Source organism: Phycobacter azelaicus (assembly GCF_014884385.1).
Classification (GTDB): Bacteria; Pseudomonadota; Alphaproteobacteria; order Rhodobacterales; family Rhodobacteraceae; genus Phycobacter; species Phycobacter azelaicus.
Genome location: NZ_WKFH01000003.1, coordinates 2,573,557 through 2,590,461, shown reverse-complemented (window position 1 = coordinate 2,590,461; position 16,905 = coordinate 2,573,557). Strand labels below are relative to the sequence as shown.

The 16,905-nt window shown below is 59.3% G+C and carries 17 protein-coding genes; 5 read left to right on the top strand and 12 right to left on the bottom strand.

All coding sequences use genetic code 11. The features are described from left to right. Positions 1 to 7: 7 nt before the first annotated feature. The 4 genes from INS80_RS13560 to INS80_RS13545 form a co-directional block, all read right to left on the bottom strand. Positions 8 to 748, bottom strand: a complete 741-nt coding sequence (locus tag INS80_RS13560; protein ID WP_192966143.1) for a YebC/PmpR family DNA-binding transcriptional regulator — start codon at positions 746 to 748, stop codon at positions 8 to 10. A gap of 62 nt (positions 749 to 810) precedes the next feature. Then, a complete protein-coding gene (locus tag INS80_RS13555; protein WP_192966142.1) occupies positions 811 to 1,173 on the bottom strand; it encodes a hypothetical protein in 363 nt (120 codons plus the stop codon). Further along, positions 1,170 to 1,562 carry a helix-turn-helix domain-containing protein gene (locus INS80_RS13550; RefSeq protein WP_192966141.1) on the bottom strand — a complete coding sequence of 131 codons (393 nt, stop codon included), beginning with the start codon at positions 1,560 to 1,562 and terminating at the stop codon, positions 1,170 to 1,172. The genes INS80_RS13555 and INS80_RS13550 overlap by 4 nt, the downstream gene beginning before the upstream one ends. A gap of 63 nt (positions 1,563 to 1,625) precedes the next feature. Continuing rightward, entirely contained in the window at positions 1,626 to 2,012 is a 387-nt protein-coding gene (locus INS80_RS13545; protein WP_226892624.1) for a YhfG family protein, read from the bottom strand. Between the two features lie 154 nt (positions 2,013 to 2,166). Between INS80_RS13545 and INS80_RS13540 the strand changes: the two genes are divergently transcribed. Beyond that, positions 2,167 to 3,942 (top strand): SLC13 family permease, encoded by a 1,776-nt coding sequence (locus INS80_RS13540; RefSeq protein WP_192966139.1) that lies wholly within the window; start codon positions 2,167 to 2,169, stop codon positions 3,940 to 3,942. Between the two features lie 7 nt (positions 3,943 to 3,949). On the opposite strand, the gene INS80_RS13535 is transcribed toward INS80_RS13540, so the two are convergent. The 4 genes from INS80_RS13535 to mgtE all read right to left on the bottom strand — a co-directional run bounded on the left by INS80_RS13535 (position 3,950) and on the right by mgtE (position 8,781). Then, positions 3,950 to 5,728 (bottom strand): SLC13 family permease, encoded by a 1,779-nt coding sequence (locus INS80_RS13535; RefSeq protein ID WP_192966138.1) that lies wholly within the window; start codon positions 5,726 to 5,728, stop codon positions 3,950 to 3,952. Positions 5,729 to 5,920: 192 nt separating this feature from the next. After that, the gene (locus INS80_RS13530; RefSeq protein WP_192966137.1) at positions 5,921 to 6,739 is read right to left on the bottom strand and encodes a TIGR00282 family metallophosphoesterase; all 819 of its coding nucleotides are present in this window, start codon (positions 6,737 to 6,739) and stop codon (positions 5,921 to 5,923) included. 93 nt (positions 6,740 to 6,832) lie between these two features. Continuing rightward, positions 6,833 to 7,396, bottom strand: coding sequence for a 5-formyltetrahydrofolate cyclo-ligase (locus tag INS80_RS13525; RefSeq protein ID WP_192966136.1), 564 nt, complete (start codon positions 7,394 to 7,396; stop codon positions 6,833 to 6,835). Then, positions 7,393 to 8,781 (bottom strand): magnesium transporter, encoded by a 1,389-nt coding sequence (gene mgtE, locus INS80_RS13520; RefSeq protein ID WP_192966135.1) that lies wholly within the window; start codon positions 8,779 to 8,781, stop codon positions 7,393 to 7,395. The genes INS80_RS13525 and mgtE overlap by 4 nt, the downstream gene beginning before the upstream one ends. Before the next feature lie 135 nt (positions 8,782 to 8,916). Between mgtE and guaD the strand changes: the two genes are divergently transcribed. Next, positions 8,917 to 10,227: a guanine deaminase gene (guaD, locus tag INS80_RS13515; RefSeq protein WP_192966134.1), complete on the top strand. Its 1,311-nt coding sequence runs from the start codon at positions 8,917 to 8,919 to the stop codon at positions 10,225 to 10,227. A 2-nt stretch (positions 10,228 to 10,229) separates the two neighbouring features. Here the strand turns inward: guaD and INS80_RS13510 are convergent, their stop codons facing one another. The 3 genes from INS80_RS13510 to INS80_RS13500 all read right to left on the bottom strand — a co-directional run bounded on the left by INS80_RS13510 (position 10,230) and on the right by INS80_RS13500 (position 12,924). After that, a complete protein-coding gene (locus tag INS80_RS13510) occupies positions 10,230 to 11,570 on the bottom strand; it encodes an 8-oxoguanine deaminase (RefSeq protein ID WP_192966133.1) in 1,341 nt (446 codons plus the stop codon). A 123-nt stretch (positions 11,571 to 11,693) separates the two neighbouring features. Beyond that, a complete protein-coding gene (gene hisN / locus INS80_RS13505; RefSeq protein ID WP_192966132.1) occupies positions 11,694 to 12,485 on the bottom strand; it encodes a histidinol-phosphatase in 792 nt (263 codons plus the stop codon). Positions 12,486 to 12,552: 67 nt separating this feature from the next. Beyond that, positions 12,553 to 12,924, bottom strand: coding sequence for a helix-turn-helix domain-containing protein (locus tag INS80_RS13500; protein WP_192966131.1), 372 nt, complete (start codon positions 12,922 to 12,924; stop codon positions 12,553 to 12,555). Positions 12,925 to 13,276: 352 nt separating this feature from the next. On the opposite strand from INS80_RS13500, the gene INS80_RS13495 reads away from it, so the two are divergent. Next, entirely contained in the window at positions 13,277 to 14,233 is a 957-nt protein-coding gene (locus INS80_RS13495) for an NADPH:quinone oxidoreductase family protein (RefSeq protein ID WP_192966130.1), read from the top strand. Positions 14,234 to 14,259: 26 nt separating this feature from the next. On the opposite strand, the gene INS80_RS13490 is transcribed toward INS80_RS13495, so the two are convergent. Beyond that, positions 14,260 to 15,141, bottom strand: coding sequence for a LysR family transcriptional regulator (locus INS80_RS13490; protein WP_192966129.1), 882 nt, complete (start codon positions 15,139 to 15,141; stop codon positions 14,260 to 14,262). A 124-nt stretch (positions 15,142 to 15,265) separates the two neighbouring features. Here INS80_RS13490 and INS80_RS13485 point away from each other — a divergent pair, with 124 nt between their 5' ends. After that, a complete protein-coding gene (locus tag INS80_RS13485) occupies positions 15,266 to 15,475 on the top strand; it encodes a DUF1127 domain-containing protein (protein WP_192966128.1) in 210 nt (69 codons plus the stop codon). Positions 15,476 to 15,672: 197 nt separating this feature from the next. Further along, positions 15,673 to 16,449, top strand: a complete 777-nt coding sequence (locus INS80_RS13480) for a Bax inhibitor-1/YccA family protein (RefSeq protein WP_192966127.1) — start codon at positions 15,673 to 15,675, stop codon at positions 16,447 to 16,449. The last annotated feature ends 456 nt before the right edge of the window (positions 16,450 to 16,905 follow it).

Genomic DNA, 16,905 nt, shown 5'->3' with positions numbered 1-16,905 from the left:
TACGCCGTCAAAGCTGCGCCATCACCTCGTCAGAGGCTTCGAAATTGGTGGTCACCCGCTGCACGTCATCGTCATCTTCCAGCGCATCCACCAGTTTCATCAGTTTCTGCATGCCTTCCAGATCCAGCTCGGTGGTGGTGGTCGGCTTCCAGATCAGCTTGGTCGATTCAGATTCGCCCAATTCCGCTTCCAGTGCGTTCGACACCTCGTTCAAATCGGTGTCAGCGCAGTAGATGATGTGGCCGTCTTCCGAACTTTCCACATCCTCGGCGCCCGCCTCGATCGCGGCCATCATCACGGTATCCGCATCGCCAACTGAGGCCGGATAGGTCACCTCGCCCTTGCGGTCGAACATGAAGCCAACCGATCCGGTCTCCCCCAGGTTGCCGCCATTCTTGGTGAAGGTAGAGCGCACGGTCGATGCGGTGCGGTTCTTGTTGTCGGTCATCGCCTCGACGATCACTGCAACGCCGTTCGGGCCGTAGCCCTCATAGCGGATCTCGTCGTAGTTTTCCGCATCGCCGCCGGTCGCTTTCTTGATCGCACGTTCAATCACGTCCTTGGGGACCGACTGGCTCTTGGCTTCCTTAACCGCCAGACGCAGACGCGGGTTCTTATCAGGATCCGGGTCGCCCATTTTCGCGGCCACGGTGATTTCCTTGGCCAGCTTGGAAAAGAGTTTCGAGCGCGCCGCGTCCTGGCGCCCTTTGCGGTGCTGAATATTCGCCCATTTTGAGTGGCCTGCCATGCGCCGGTCTCCATTCTTAGCGGTGTTTTGCGTGTCGGAGCGTTTGATACAGGCAGGTCTTGCTAGCCGCAAGGGATTGGTGCCACCAGAGCGGCGCTCGTCAGAATCGTCTTGCTGGCCAGACCGACCACGAAGACGACAACAATCACCACCGGCAGTTGCGAAGCTTTTTCGAGCACCTTTGCGGCAAAACTTCTGTGCACCTCGCCAACGACACCGGGCTGGCTCCCCTTGACCTGTTCCCGCCACGTCCCTTCGACCAGGAACCAGACGGAAAACAATGCAGGCACAAGCGTCAGAAGGTCCACAAAGGCAGGCGCCCAGCCGTAAGCACATATGAAGGCTTGTACGGCACCAGAAAACGTAACTCCAACCACAACAAGAAAAAGGATCAGAATGCCAATGCCGATCCAGCGAAGTGTCATTTCTTTTCGACGGACAGCTTCAGGCTGAACCCCAAGGCTTCAGCCAGGGCAATCACAGATGTCAGTTCAGCCCCGCTTTTGGGAACGCCATTCGCCCAGCGCGACAGAGTTGCGGGCTGAAAACCGTACCGCTCCGCAATCTCGACCATGCTCAGACCACTTTCGGAAATCATCCGGCTGACTGCATGCCCCGTTTGCAACCGCGCGATTTCCCGCGCCAACGACGTCACCGAACTATGAAAATCCTGAGGCGACAGCCCATCTCGGGCTGCCTCCTTGAGCGCGGCAAGATCTTCCGCAGAAGCCAGACCGCCGGAAAGGTCAACTCCCCCGCCGCCATCATGGTCAAACAATTCAACTGAAGGGGACGAAGCTGCTGCAGAAGACATGGAATGATTCCGGCTATAATTGACTTGGAGATCAATATAGAGGGACGAATATTGACTTGCAAGTCAATCCACGTCCGGCAGGTTCATGATTTCCTGAATAATTTTAGCAATCTTTGGGTAATTTTCTTTCGTGATCAGGGACTGCACGACAGAGGCCCCCTGATCGATCGCCTCCGCCCAAAGAAGGGCAAGCCGCGGCGCGGGAGCCCGCACCGCCAGGATCACTATGTCGAGATCAAATGCCTCAAGCCGAAGGGAGGCAAGATAAGCGTCCTGTTCCGCCTGCATTGGGAACAGCCCGTTCAGATCCTGTCGAAAGGTCACCTGCGACAAGAACTGCCACAGCTCGGGCGGCTTCCAATCGCTCCAATCGCCCGTGGGGGGCGCCCATGTGGAATGCAAGGCGCTAGGCGAAATAGAAAGCCCGTCTAGCGACAGAAAATAGTCCATTGCATTCACATGTGATTGACGCCATTCAAAATCGCTCTTGCCCGGCAAACTATCGGGCTTGTGCCTGCAACGCCCATAGCTTTGATGCACTTTGGCTTTTAGAAATGGCATAAATCACCTTGAGACACCGGAATTTGTTTAGGGAACCGCAGAAATGACAGTTGATCAAGGTATTCTTTTTTCGGTCTTCGCGGGAGTTTTTGCCATGCTTCTATGGGGACGTTTCCGCTATGATCTGGTGGCCTTTTCCGCCTTGATGATCGCGGTTCTCCTTGGTGTTGTTCCTGCCAAGGACGCCTTTGCGGGCTTTGGTCACCCCGCTACGCTTGTGGTTGCCCTTGTACTGATCGTTTCGGCCGGATTGGTGCGCTCAGGCGCCGTTTTCCTGATCACACGCACCTTGGTGGACAGCACCCGAAAGCTGGGACTCCACATTGCCCTGATGGGCGGGGTTGGCGCGGTACTGTCGGCCTTCATGAACAATGTTGCGGCCCTTGCCTTGCTCATGCCTGTCGACATCCAGACCGCACGCAAAGCAGGCCGCGTACCGGGCCTTAGCCTGATGCCGCTCAGCTTTGCCACGATCCTCGGTGGTATGGTGACGCTGATCGGTACACCGCCCAACATAATCATTGCCTCAATCCGGCACGAAAGCCTTGGCGCGCCCTTTCAAATGTTCGACTTCGCCCCTGTGGGGTTGGTGGCTTCCATCGCCGGACTGGCCTTTGTGGCTCTGATCGGCTGGCGCCTGATCCCCCAGCGGGAGAACGCCGCCGGAGCCTCCGAAGCACAGATCGCCGACTACATTGCCGAGCTGACCGTGCCCGAAGGCTCCTCCCTGATCGACAAGCGGCTTGGCGCGTTGGACGCTGAGGCCGAAAAGGCGGATGTGGCCATCCTGGGCCTGATCCGCGATGGCAAGCGTATCTATGGGCGAGCCACGGGATACAGCCTGCGCGCCGCCGACACACTCGTGATCGAAGCAACGCCGGAGGCACTCGACGAATTCCGCACCGCCCTCTCGCTCGATTTCACTGATGCCGCCCGAAAGGAAAAGCTGACCGCGGCAGGCGAGGGCCTTGAACTGGTCGAGGTGGTGGTGCCCGAGACGTCCCGCGTCAATGGGCGCACGACCCAGGGCGTCGGTCTGGCCTGGCGCCAAAGCACCGTTCTGCTGGGTATCTCGCGCCAGGGTCGCCGTCTGACCAGCCATATCCGTCAGACCGTAATCGAACCGGGAGATATCCTGTTGCTCTTGTGCCCGCGCGAGCGCGGCGCGGATGTCACGGAATGGCTGGGATGCCTGCCGCTTGCCGAGCGCGGCCTGGCCGTCACCGAAAACGACAAGACCTGGCTCGCCATTGGTCTTTTCGCGGCCGCCGTGCTCGCGGCCTCTGTCGGCATTGTCTACCTGCCAGTAGCACTGGGGCTCGTGGCCATCAGCTATGTATTGGCCAAAATCCTGCCCGTAGCCGAGATCTATGACCACGTGGAATGGCCCGTTGTTGTGCTCTTGGGATCGATGATCCCGCTTGGCGCCGCACTGGACAGCTCAGGCGGCACGCAGTTGATTGCAAACGGCCTGATTAACCTCACCCAAGGTTTGCCCGCCTGGGCAATCCTCACGGTGCTGATGGTGGTCACCATGACCCTTTCGGATGTGCTGAACAACACAGCCACCGCGATTGTCGCGGCGCCGGTGGGCATCCAGATGGCAAGCGCGCTTGGTGTTTCGCCCGACCCATTCCTGATGGCGGTTGCTGTCGCAGCCTCGGCGGCTTTCCTCACCCCTATCGGGCACAAGAACAACACGCTGGTGCTGGGTCCCGGGGGGTACCACTTTGGGGACTACTGGCGTATCGGCCTGCCGCTTGAGATCCTGATTGTCGCTGTTTCGATCCCTGCCATCCTGATCTTCTGGCCGATGTAAGGCGGCTTCACAGCGGCCAGATGAGTGGAATGAATGCCGAGGCCAGGAGGCCGATGCTCAGGTTCAATGGAATACCAACGCGCAGGAAATCAGTGAACCTATAGCCACCGGGGCCGTACACAAGCATGTTCGTCTGATATCCTATGGGCGTCGCAAAGGAGGCCGATGCGGCCACCATTACCGCAACCACAAGGGGTCGCGGATCAAGTCCCATGGCCTGCGCCAAACCGATTGCGATGGGGGTGACCACCACGGCCACCGCATTGTTTGACACAAGCTCGGTCAGGATCGAAGTCAACAGATAGACGGCCCAAACCATCAGGAAGGGGGGCAGTACCGACAGCCCGGGCGCAAGCGCGCTGACGATCATCTGCACCGCGCCAGAACTTTCCAGCGCCGCCCCTATCGCGAGCATGGAGAAGATCAAAGCAAGAAGGCGCCCATCGATGAAGGAAAACGCCTCGTCGGCATCGATGCACCTGCTGACCAGAACGAGCGCGACCGCGATGATCGACAGCATCAGGATCGGCGCAACACCAAGGGCTGCCAGCACCACGATCCCGATCAGCGCTAGGATGGCATATGGCGCATGACTGCGGCGATAGGCCCGCTGTGTTGGCTGAGAGACATCCGCCATGTCGGTATCCGCAGCAAGACGCTGGATGTCGGCGGGCGCGCCCTCGAGCAACAGGGTGTCGCCAACCCGAACCACAAGGTCATCCAGTTGCACGCCAATGTTCTGATTGCGGCGATGCACCGCCAAGACGTAAACACCATACCGGCGACGCAGGCGCATTGCCCCGAGGGACCTCCCCACCAGTCGGCACCCCGGCGTTACCAGAACTTCAACGGTCTTGGTCTCCACCGCAGACACCTGATCGACGCGCTTCAGTTCCTTGTTGCGTTGCAGGCTCAGCAATTCGGTCATCTGAGTGCGCAAGACGACCCGGTCTCCGACCTGTAGCTCAACCCCTTTGAGATTGCGGCGCAGCGAAACATCGCCCCGGATCACGTCAATCAGGCGCACACCAGGCCGTTTGAAAAGCTGCACTCCGGTCACTTCACGGCCCACAAGGTTGCTGTCCGGTGGAATCACGGCCTCGGTGAAGAACTTCATCTTGGATCGGTCGCTGAGAAGATTTGCCAGGTTTTCCCGCTCCGGCAGGAGCCGTGGCGCGATGAAACGCAAGTAGAGCATACCCCAGGCCACCAGGATAAGCCCCAACGGTGTCACTTCGAAAATCGTGAAGGGCGCCAGCCCCTGTGCGCGGGCGACACCATCGACCAACAGATTGGTAGAGGTCCCGATCAGCGTCAGGGTCCCGCCCAGGATCGCCGCATAGCTGAGCGGGATCAGCATCTTTGAGGCTGATACATCCAGCGTGCGCGCGATCTGGATGAAGATCGGGATCATCACCACCACCACCGGCGTATTGGACACGATCGCCGAAGCAGCAACGACAAAGGCCATCAACAGGGCAATTGCAAGCCGGGGGTTTACCTCTGCCTGTTTGCGCGCAACTTGAGTGAAGGCATCCAGCGCCCCCGTGCGCACCAGGGCCCCCATGATGATGAACATGGCCGCAATCGTCCAGGGCGCAGGGTTCGACAAGACAGGCAGCGCCGCGTCATATGGCAAGACCCCCGTTGCCAGCATCAGCGATACACCGGCCAAGGCCACGACCTCGGTCGGGTAGGTTTCTTTCAAAAAAGCCAAAAACATCGCCGCAACGATCAACAGTGCGAGAAGGGCATTTCCGTTCTCAGCGATTTGAACAACCTGCATATCCGGCAATAACTCACATTCGTTGAACTGATGCCTGCCACCGTATCACTCATAGTCGCAGACCATGCCAGCACTGAGTGTTCCCGATCCGGCAGGGTGAGGCAAGGGCTTGCGCCCTCTCCTCAGGACAGATGCGAAATTTCGGATACTCGGCCAGCAGAATGCTCAGGTTTGGAACAAACGTCCGCCTCTTCAGGAACCTGGGCCTTCCTTTTGCAGCAGCCCACCTTCACGCACCATGCGGATGACCTTGGCTGCGCCCGTTCTGTCGTCAGTTTCGATATAAACACCCGACAGAGTCGCGTCTCCATTGGCCGGGGTGAAGCGACTTTTCGGCATGCCGGTAAGAAACCGCCGCATGGGTTCGGCCTTTTCCATGCCAATGACAGAATCATAATCGCCGCACATGCCTGCATCCGTCAGATAACCGGTACCTTCAGACAGTATCTGCGCATCGGCAGTCGGCACATGGGTATGCGTGCCCACCACAAGCGACGCCTTTCCATTGCAAAAATGCCCCATGGCCATTTTTTCGGAGGTCGCTTCGCAGTGCATGTCCACGATCACCGCCTGCGCCAGTCCGCCGCGCGGGTGCGCTTTCAACACCCCTTCGACCGCACCGAAGGGATCGTCATAGGCGCGCTTCATGAAAACCTGGCCCAGCGCCTGCGCTACAAGCACCTTGCGCCCGCCGGGTGCGTTGAGCAGCCGGTACCCGCGCCCCGGCGCGCCCTTGGCAAAATTCAGAGGGCGAAGGATACGCGGCTCTTTTTCGATGAACTGCAGCATGTCCTTCTGGTCAAAGGCATGATCGCCCAGCGTCAGGCAATCCGCCCCGGCGTCGAGCAGAGCCTTGGCGTGGTCGCCGCTCAGCCCCATGCCATTTGAGGCATTCTCGCCATTAACGACAACGAAATCGAGCCGCCACTCCTGACGCAGACGCGGCAGGTTCTCGGTGATGGCGCGGCGCCCGGCGCGGCCCATCACATCGCCTAGAAACAGTATCCTCATGACCTCTCTCCTAGGCAGCGCAGCCGGGCAGAGCAAGCCCTGCTGCCAGTATAGACAGCATTCAGGATGGATATGAGGTCACAATGCGGGGCCTCACCGCGGAAACTGAACGATCCGGCTTTCGGTAACGATCATGTCAAGCGGTTGGTCGGTCGGCTCAAGCGGCAGGCTATCGGCCTCTTGCGCATCAAAGGCAAAGCCGATGGCAAGGGTCGCGCGCCGCGCCCGCAGCTGCTCAAGGGTGCGATCATAAAAGCCCCCGCCATAACCCAGCCGCCCACCACTCAGATCAAAGGCGACCAGCGGCACAATCACGATCTCGGGCTCAAAAAAATCATCGACCTGGGGCACCTTGGCCCCAAACGGCCCATCACGTAGCGCGCCCTCGGGCTGCCAGCGGCTGAACCGCAGCGCCAGCCCCTCCCCTTGGATCACCGGAACCCCCACATCGCCATGGGCAGCCGCTTCGGCCATGGCGGGCATCGGATCGATCTCGGTGCGGATCGGCATGTATCCCGCGAGCGGGACACCCCGGTATCCTGCCAGCACCTCCGACAGATGCCCGGCCACGCCCGGCTTTTTCAGTTCAAAGGCCGCCTTTCGGCGCGCAAAAGCTGCCTTTCGTGCGGCGACTTTGACGTGGGCCAGTTCGGTCATAGCAGCACCATAGAAGCGGTTCCGAGGAAGATGAAAAAGCCCATTACATCGGTTGTGGTCGTCACAAATGTGCCAGAGGCCAGCGCCGGATCGACGCCTATTTTGTCCAACACAACCGGTACCACGGTTCCCGCAAGACCCGCGATCATCATGTTGATGACCAGCGCCCCGCCGATGACCGCACCCAACATCGGAGAGCTGAACCACATCATCCCAACGATCCCAAGCGCGACCGCAAAAACAAGGCCATTGAGCATGCCAACAAGGATCTCACGGCGGATAACTCGCCAGACGTTGGAGTCCGTCAGGTCGCGCGTGGCAAGCGCCCGCACGGCAACGGTCAGCGACTGGGTGCCTGCGTTGCCGCCCATGGAGGCCACGATGGGCATCAGGATCGCAAGGGCGACGATTTCCTGTATGGTCGCTTCGAACTGTGAAATCACCATCGAAGCACAAATCGCGGTCACAAGATTGACCCCCAGCCACGGCAAACGGCGCTTGGAGGTTTCCGCCACACTGTCCGACAAAGAGCTTTCGCCGACCCCTGCCAGGCGCAGGATGTCTTCTTCGTGCTCTTCATCGAGCACCGCCATGGCATCGTCGATGGTGATTACGCCGACAAGGCGCCCCTCGCCGTCGACCACAGGAGCGGATATCAGGTGGTACTGGTTAAAGGCATAGGCGACGTCTTCTTCGTCCTGATCGACCGGGATCACCTGAAATGTCTCTTCGAACAGATCGCTCAAAGCCACATCCCGGCGCGAGGACATGATCCGTCCAAGGGTGACGTTACCAACCGGGTGCAGGCGCGGATTGACCACCACCACGTGATAGAACTGCGCTGGCAGGTCTGAACGCTCACGCATGAAATCGATGGCCTGACCCACGGTCCAGTGTTCGGGCGCCATCACCACTTCGCGCTGCATCAGACGCCCGGCGGAGCTTTCAGGGTAGCTCAGCGATTGCTCGACCGCGATCCGGTCGGAATCCTCAAGCGCTTCGAGGATGGCTTCCTGCTGCGGCTCTTCGAGATCCTCGACCAGATCAACCACATCGTCGCTGTCCAGATCCCGCACCGCTTCGGCCAGAACTTGCGGTGTCAGAATCGAAATGACTTCTTCGCGAATCGATTCATCCAGCTCAGACAGGATTTCACCGTCGAACTCGCGATCATAAAGGCGGATTAGCCGCGCCCGGTCAAAAGCGTTGATCTGCTCCAGAAGGTCAGCGATATCCGCCGCATGCAGCGGCTCCATGAGCGCAGCCAGACGATCCTGATCGTTGGTGTCCACGGCATAGAGAATCTGCGCAACAAGCCGACGATCCAGCATGTAGGCATCCTCCGGGGCGGTTTCGGTGCCGATGATGTCGTCGCCATTGCTCATGAGCTGCCCCTTTTTGCCTCGCCCCATGAATAGAAGAAGCTGCTACCGGAAAACAATGACAATGACGCAATTTACCCTGCCAAGACGCAGGCGTATCTTATAGCTGACCATTTCACAGGAAGGCACAGCGCAACAATGACCACCCACGGACGCATCGAGAAGCCCGCCCCCCAGATCCTGCGGGGACAGGTTCTCTCCTTTGTCCGCGATCCATTTGCGGAAGAAAGTCCCAAGGACGCCGCCCAAGTGCACGAAGCTGTTGTCCTACAGGGCGGCTCCATCGCGGCCCTCGGAAGCTTTGATGCGCTACACGCAGAGTTCCCAAACGCAGCGGTGCACGATCATTCCGGCAAGTTGATCATGGCGGGCTTTGTCGATGCGCATGTTCACTACCCGCAAACCGCGATCATTGCGAGTTGGGGCAAAAGGCTGCTCGACTGGTTGAACAGCTATACCTTCCCCGAAGAAATGCGTTTTGGGAGCCGTACCTATGCGGATGAGCTCGCCGCCCGATATCTGGATCTGACCACGGCCCATGGCACCACCACGGTCTGCAGCTATTGCACCATCCATCCCGAAAGCGTGGATGCCTTTTTTTCCGCTGCGCAGGCGCGGGGCCAGCGGGTGGTCGCCGGCAAGACCTGCATGGATCGCAATGCCCCCGAAGGATTGCGCGATACGCCTCAATCCGCCCATGACGACAGCGCGGCCCTGATTTCGCGCTGGCACGGGGTGGACCGGCTGTCATACGCCATCACCCCGCGGTTCTCGCCCACCTCCACGCCCGAGCAGCTCGAGGCGATGGGCGCGCTCTGGGCCACGCACCCGGACTGCCTGATGCAGACCCACCTCAGCGAGCAGACGGATGAGATCGCCTGGGTCAACAGCCTTTTCCCCGAGGCGCGCGACTATCTTGACACCTATGAGGCCTTTGGTCTTTTGGGCGCGCGCGGCGTCTATGGCCATGCGATCCACCTTGAGCCGCGCGAACGCGACCGGCTGCGCGAACATGATGCGGCGCTGGTGCATTGTCCAACCTCCAACACCTTCATCGGCTCCGGTCTTTTTGACATGGCAGGCCTCAAGGCCGCTGGGCATCGCATCGGTCTGGCAACGGATACTGGCGGCGGCTCCAGCTTTTCTATGCTGCGCACCATGGCAGCGGCCTATGAGATCGGCCAGTTGCGCGGAACGCCAATGCACGCATCAGAGCTACTTTGGCTGGCCACGCAAGGCTCGGCCCGGGCGCTGCGGCTTGATGACAGGATCGGCAATATCGCACCGGGGATGGAGGCGGATCTGCTGGTGCTGGATCTTGCCTCAACCCCCGCCATTGCCCAGCGCACGGCGCGTGCGGCAGATATCTGGGAGGCCGCATTTGCCACCATCATGATGGGCGATGATCGCGCCATATCCGAGGTCTGGATTGGCGGGCAAAAGGTCTGAAGTCAGGCAATTTCCGCGAGGGCGCGCGCAAGCCGCCCGTGCCGCTCAAGCAGGTTTGGAAGATCAATGCTGGTCACCTCTCCGCCTGAGATGATCTGGCGCCCTTCCACAAATAGGTGCTTCACTTGGGCTGGACCCGCCAGCAACAACGCTGCCGGATCCCAACTGCCGCTGGAGGCAACGCCGGTCACGTCCCAAACCGCCACATCTGCGCGCTTTCCGGGGGCAAGCCGCCCGCAATCGGGGCGCCCCAGAATATCGGCGCCGCCGCGCGTGGCAATTTCAAGCGCTTCATAGCCGCTCATGGCGTCCGCGCCGTTCGCCACCCGTTGCAGCAGCATCGCCTGACGCGCCTCGCCAATGAGGTTTGCCATGTCATTGCTGGCAGACCCATCCACCCCAAGCCCCACGGGAACCCCCGCATCTCGCATAGCACGCACCGGGGCAATTCCACTGCCAAGTCGGCAGTTGGAGCAGGGACAATGGGCGACGCCCGTGCGGGTGCGGGCAAAAAGATCGATTTCAGTCGCATCGAGCTTTACGCAATGGGCGTGCCAGACATCGCTACCCGTCCAGCCCAGCTCTTCGGCATATTGACCGGGGCGGCAGCCGAACTGCGCCTCGCTATAGGCGATATCCTCATCGTTTTCGGCAAGGTGCGTGTGCAGCATCACGCCTTTGTCGCGCGCCAGCAGGGCTGCATCGCGCATCAATTCACGGCTGACCGAAAACGGCGAACATGGCGCCAGCCCGACCCGGCACATGGAGCCTTCGCCCGCGTCATGAAAGCCATCGACTACGCGGATCATGTCTTTGAGGATGGCGCCTTCTTCCTCGACCAGGCTGTCTGGTGGCAGCCCTCCCTGGCTTTCACCGATGCTCATGGCGCCGCGCGTCGGGTGAAAGCGCAGGCCGACTTCGCGCGCGGCATGAATGGTATCCTCCAGCCGCGCCCCATTGGGGTAGAGATACAGATGATCCGAACTGAGCGTACAGCCCGACAGGGCCAGCTCCACCAGCCCCAGTTGCGCCGATACGAACATCTCTTCGGGGCCAAACCGCGACCAGATCGGATAAAGCCGCTGGAGCCAGCCAAAGAGCAGCGCATCCTGCGCGCCCGGCACCGCGCGGGTAAGATTCTGATAGAGATGGTGATGCGTGTTCACCAACCCGGGCGTCACGACACAGCCCCGTCCCGATACACGATCACCAGAGGTGTTCAGCCCTTGGCCCACCGCCGCGATCTGCCCGCCCCGGATCAGAACATCGGCATCGTTCAACACGCGCGCATCATCATCCATGGTGATGACGGTCATGGCGTTTTCAATCAGGATTTCCGGCATTGCTTCACACTCCTATGTCGCCCGTTTCGGTGATGAAGTGTGAAGAGGGTCCGACAGAATACGGGCAAAGGACTCGGACCGAATGAGGGATACCGCATCCTCGGCCCTTTGCTCAAGTCTGTTTCAGGCGTTTTGGAGCAGCCTGAGGGCTTCGGCATGCAGATCCGCGTTTGCGGCCGCCAAAACCTGGCCACCCTCGTGAACAGGCGCGCCCTGCCAGTCGGTGACGATCCCGCCTGCTGCCTCGATTACTGCGATGGGCGCCTGAATATCATACGCATTGAGGCCTGCCTCAATCACCAGATCAATATGGCCAGCCGCCAGCAGGGCATAAGCGTAGCAGTCCATTCCATACCGGGTCAGTTGAACTTGGCCCGCGACACGCTCAAACCCCGCTCGTTCTTCAGCCGTGCCGACTTCGGGAAACGTGGTGAAGAGGATCGCCTCAGCCAAGGTCGCGGTGTCCCTGGTTGCAAGCCCAGCAACCCCGCACGGACCCGACATCTGCGCAAGTTCTGCGGACCCGATGAACCGCTCGCCCGTGTAGGGTTGATCAATCACGCCCAGTACCGGACCATCCGCATCAGACAAGGCAATCAGCACACCCCAAGTAGGCGTGCCGCTGATAAATCCGCGGGTTCCGTCAATCGGATCGAGAACCCAGGTACGCCCAGACGTTCCGGTAACTGGCGGAAACTCCTCTCCTAGGATCCCATCCTCGGGCCGAAGTTCGGACAGAACCGCTCGGATCGCCTGTTCAGCTTCACGGTCGGCGACCGTTACAGGGTCAAAACCAGCCGCCAACTTGTTTTCGGCATCAAGGCCGCGCTGGCGGAAATAAGGAAGGATCACGGCGCCCGCCGCATCAGCCGCCCGATGGGCGACATCCAGATCGGAAAGAGAGTTATCGGTCATGAACCAGCGCGTGCCATTGCATTCCGCCAGTTACAATAAAAAAGACCCCTCAGGGGTCTTTTCCATTTCAGGCTGCGTCGCTTAGAACACGGGCCAGTTCAAACAGGCGTCGACGCTGGTTTTCCGGGATCGCATAATAGGAGCGCACCAGATCCAGTGCTTCCTTGTCGCCCATCAGATCCTCTGGCACCGACCCCTTTTCCGAAGACGTCTTGTCCTCGTCCTGCAGACCGTCGAAGAAGAAGCTGACCGGAACTTCCATTGCATCGGAAATATCCCAAAGTCGAGAAGCGCTTACCCGGTTCGCCCCGGTTTCATACTTCTGAATCTGTTGGAACTTGATACCGACTTTTTCGGCAAGTTGCTGCTGTGTCATGCCAATAAGCCAGCGCCGGTGACGGATCCGCTTCCCGACATGCACATCTACTGGATGAGCCATGTGCCATCTCCTAGTTATAACAAAGTGGTTCGGGCCTGTTCAGCCGCGACGTTCTGCAAAATCCTTCCGGAGATCGCCACTGATCCGATCAAACGAACCACCCCAAACCGCGACAAGGGCACAACCGTGAAAATGACCTTACGCCCTCCTCGGTTGAATTCAAGCCTCACTGAGACAGGCAGAGAGCTGCGAGCATCCAAATGCATGATTTCATGTGTCATTTTGTCTTGCTAGTTTGACCAATAACATATGAAATACACACTCCCCATAAATAGTGAGGTGAATTTCCGGCAACTGTTGCCAAACAGTCAAGACGCGAATCACTCATTTGAAGCAACCGCTTGAGGATATTATGCAGGCTTACCTTGTGACCTCCTTTGACACCCCTGCCCAGCTTGCCGACCTGCCTGCCCCCCGCCCCGGCCCCGGTCAGCTCGGTGTAAAGATTGCAGCCTGCGGACTGAACTTTGCAGATTTGTTGATGCAGAAAGGCACCTATCAGGACACGCCCGAGCCTCCGTTCGTGCCCGGATTGGAAATCGCGGGCACCGTGACCGAGCTGGGGGACGACGTAAGCGGGTTTGAAGTGGGTGACCGGGTCGCGGTTTATTGCGGTGAGGGCGGTCTGGCCGAAATCGGCGCGTTTGCTGCCAACCGCGCCGTGCCAATTCCAGATGGCATGAGCTTTGAAGATGCCGCAGCCCTGCAGATTGCCTATGGCACCAGCCTTGTGGCCCTGGATCATTGCGCGCGCCTGCAGGCCGGAGAAACCCTTTTGGTGACCGGAGCAGCCGGAGGTGTCGGCCTGACCGCGGTCGAGATCGGCAAGCTGATGGGCGCGCGCGTAATCGCCCATGCCCGCGGCGCCGATAAGCTGGAGGTCGCACGCAACGCCGGAGCGGATCACCTGATCGACGACAGCGAAGACCTGCGCACCATCGTCAAGGACCTGGGTGGCGCCGACGTGGTCTATGACGCGGTCGGCGGACCGGTCTGGAAAGCCGCGTTTCGCGCAACCAACCCCTGCGGGCGCCTGTTGCCTATCGGCTTTGCCAGCGGTGAGGTGCCGCAGATCCCTGCCAACCACCTGTTGGTCAAGAACCTCACCGTGATCGGGTTTTACATCGGCGGCTACCTGAAGACCCGTCCCGAGGTAATCCAGACCGCCTTTTCCACCCTTTTTGAGTGGCATCAGGCGGGACTGATCAAACCCCATATCAGCCACGTGCTTCCACTGCAGGAGGTTGCAAAAGGCATGGAGCTTTTGCGTAGCCGCGCTTCGACCGGGAAAGTGGTGATCACCCTCTAAGTGGGCACCCCAAATTCATTCCTGCATCAACTTGCGGCCCGGAGCGGTGTCGGACGCAAGGCTGCAAAACCTTGGCGAATGATGTTCGCCAGATCACCAACATACTGGGCGCGCACTCGATCGGCCCCATAGAGATTGATCTGCTGCACCGGCAAGTCAGGCAGCAGATCGCCGTGATCAATGACCTCCTGATGGCCCGGCTGGGTGCCCTCCAGCAAAACTCCGATCGCCAGATCGGCGCTGACGGTAGCCTCGACAGTTCGGTCGGATTCACTGTCAACCGCCATATCCCACTCGATCCCCGCCTCATCCAAGGCCGCCGTTGCAGATGCCCGGAAAATGCAGTTGCGGCAAAAGCCCAGCCGAAGTGGTCTTTGACGCCAAGCCGACCCGTCCGCAGCCCCGATCCAGCGCAATGGCATTTCATGAATGGCCTCGCCGCCCTCGCTCGGCATCCCTTCAGTGGTAATGATCAGGTCATAGGCTCCTTTCGCGAATCCTGCCTTCAAAGCGCGGGTATTCGAGGTCACGAGGTTGACACTCACCCGGGGGAAGGCGCTGTTAAAGCGCTGCAACACGCGTGGAATAACCGGGTAGACCACGTCATGCGGCACGCCCAGCACCACCTCCCCTTCAAAGGCCTGATCTGTCAGGCGGGTGATCACCTCATCATTCAACGCCACCATGCGGCGGGCATACCCCAAGAGCTGCTCCCCGGACGGGGTCAGCGCAATGGTTCGCCCCGACCGGTCCAGCAAGTCCAGCCCCAAAAGCTCTTCTAAACGCTTGAGCTGCATGGAGACTGCAGACTGGGTGAGATGCAAAAATCCAGCTGCCCGCGTGACGCCGCCATTGTCGGCAACGGCAACAAAAGAGCGCAACGTCGTCAGGTCGAGGTTTCGTATCATAACAATCCTTGATGCTTTGTATCAAAAACATTCGCTTTCAAAATAGAGCACATCAATCCATATACATCAACATAAATGATGAACAGAGCCGAAGGCATCAACAACCAACGAAAGGACAATAAGCATGACCTATATTTCCCTCCCCTCGACCCGCGCCAAAGCGCGGCGCAGCCTGACAGACCGCATCGCCTTGGCCATTGCCCTGATGCGCCAGCGCCGTGCGCTCGCAAAACTGGATAAGGCCGCCCTGTCGGATATCGGCGTCAGCCAGGCAGAAGCCAGCCGCGAATCCCGCCGCCCGTTCTGGGATGCCCCCGATTTCTGGCTCCGTTAAGCAGGGCTGTCTCAGATGAAAATCACGGCCTGAAGGCGCATCGATCATTTGATGCGCCTTTTCATATTTTTCCGCTGAATCTTTTTATCACGGACTTGAACCGTTGCCCCAAAGCCCCGATATTTCGCAGGAACGCTGTAGCAAGGAAATCAGTTTGATACAGCGAGGGAGAGTTTTGGAAACGGAGACCATGATACATGGCACAGTTTGACACCATTCGTTCTGCAGCAGGCGCCCGCTCTGCCGAGATCGATGCGGGCCTGCGCGCCCACATGAACAAAGTCTACGGCACGATGTCCGTGGGCACTTTCATCACATTTCTGGCAGCTTGGGCCATCTCCGGTCTAGCAGTCACATCCGATCCTTCGGGCGCAGCCGCTCAGCTGAGCGCAGACAAATACCTTACCAGCTTGGGCTACGCGATCTACGCATCCCCCCTGAAGTGGGTCATCATGTTTGCTCCGCTGGCCTTTGTCTTTGGCTTCAGCGCCGCGATCAACCGCCTGTCGGCATCGGCTGCACAGCTGGTGTTCTACACCTTTGCGACCGTGATGGGCCTGTCGATCAGTTCGATTTTCCTGGTTTTCACCGGCGAGTCGATCGTTCAGGTGTTCCTGATCACCGCCATCGCCTTTGCGGGCCTGTCCCTGGTGGGCTACACCACCAAGAAGGACCTGTCGGCCATGGGAACCTTCCTGATCATGGGCCTGATCGGCCTGATCGTGGCTTCGATCGTGAACATCTTCCTGGCCTCCTCGGCCATGGCCTTTGCGATCTCTGTCATTGGCGTTCTGATCTTTGCGGGCCTTACCGCCTATGACACCCAGAATATCAAGAACACCTACCTGCAGATGGCCCATTCTGGCGATCAGGAGTGGCTGGGCAAGGCCGCAATCATGGGCGCCCTGAGCCTCTATCTGGACTTCATCAACCTGTTCATGATGCTGCTCCAACTGCTTGGGAACCGCGAATAAGCGAAAACGCGAGCCAACACTTCAGTGAAGGGCGGATCATTTTGATCCGCCTTTTTTTGCACCACGCAATGAACGGATGAGGTGAAAGTTTCAGATCTCCCGTCAGATCAAACAGGCAGTCTTGCGTCCCTCTTGCAAAATCTGCGCGCCCTCCGTGCCCAAAACCAGCCAGACCGATTTCCCGCCACCCTCAAGGAAGTTGAAAATCTACATGACAGACCGCGACAGGTTCGCTCGGTACTGAAGGGGTCCCCGCCATCACCACCCACAGCCCCACGGGCGCCGTGATGGGCTGTGCGATCTATCCGAGCCAAGCCAGACCCGGCCCGCCTATCGCATGCTATTATGCAAAGCGCATCTCACACTGCCACGGCCGCGCAGAAAAGCTGTATAAGGCTGGCGGCCGTCACAACAGTTGAAGAATGGGGGGGCGACACGCAGGGGAGAAAGCGCGGA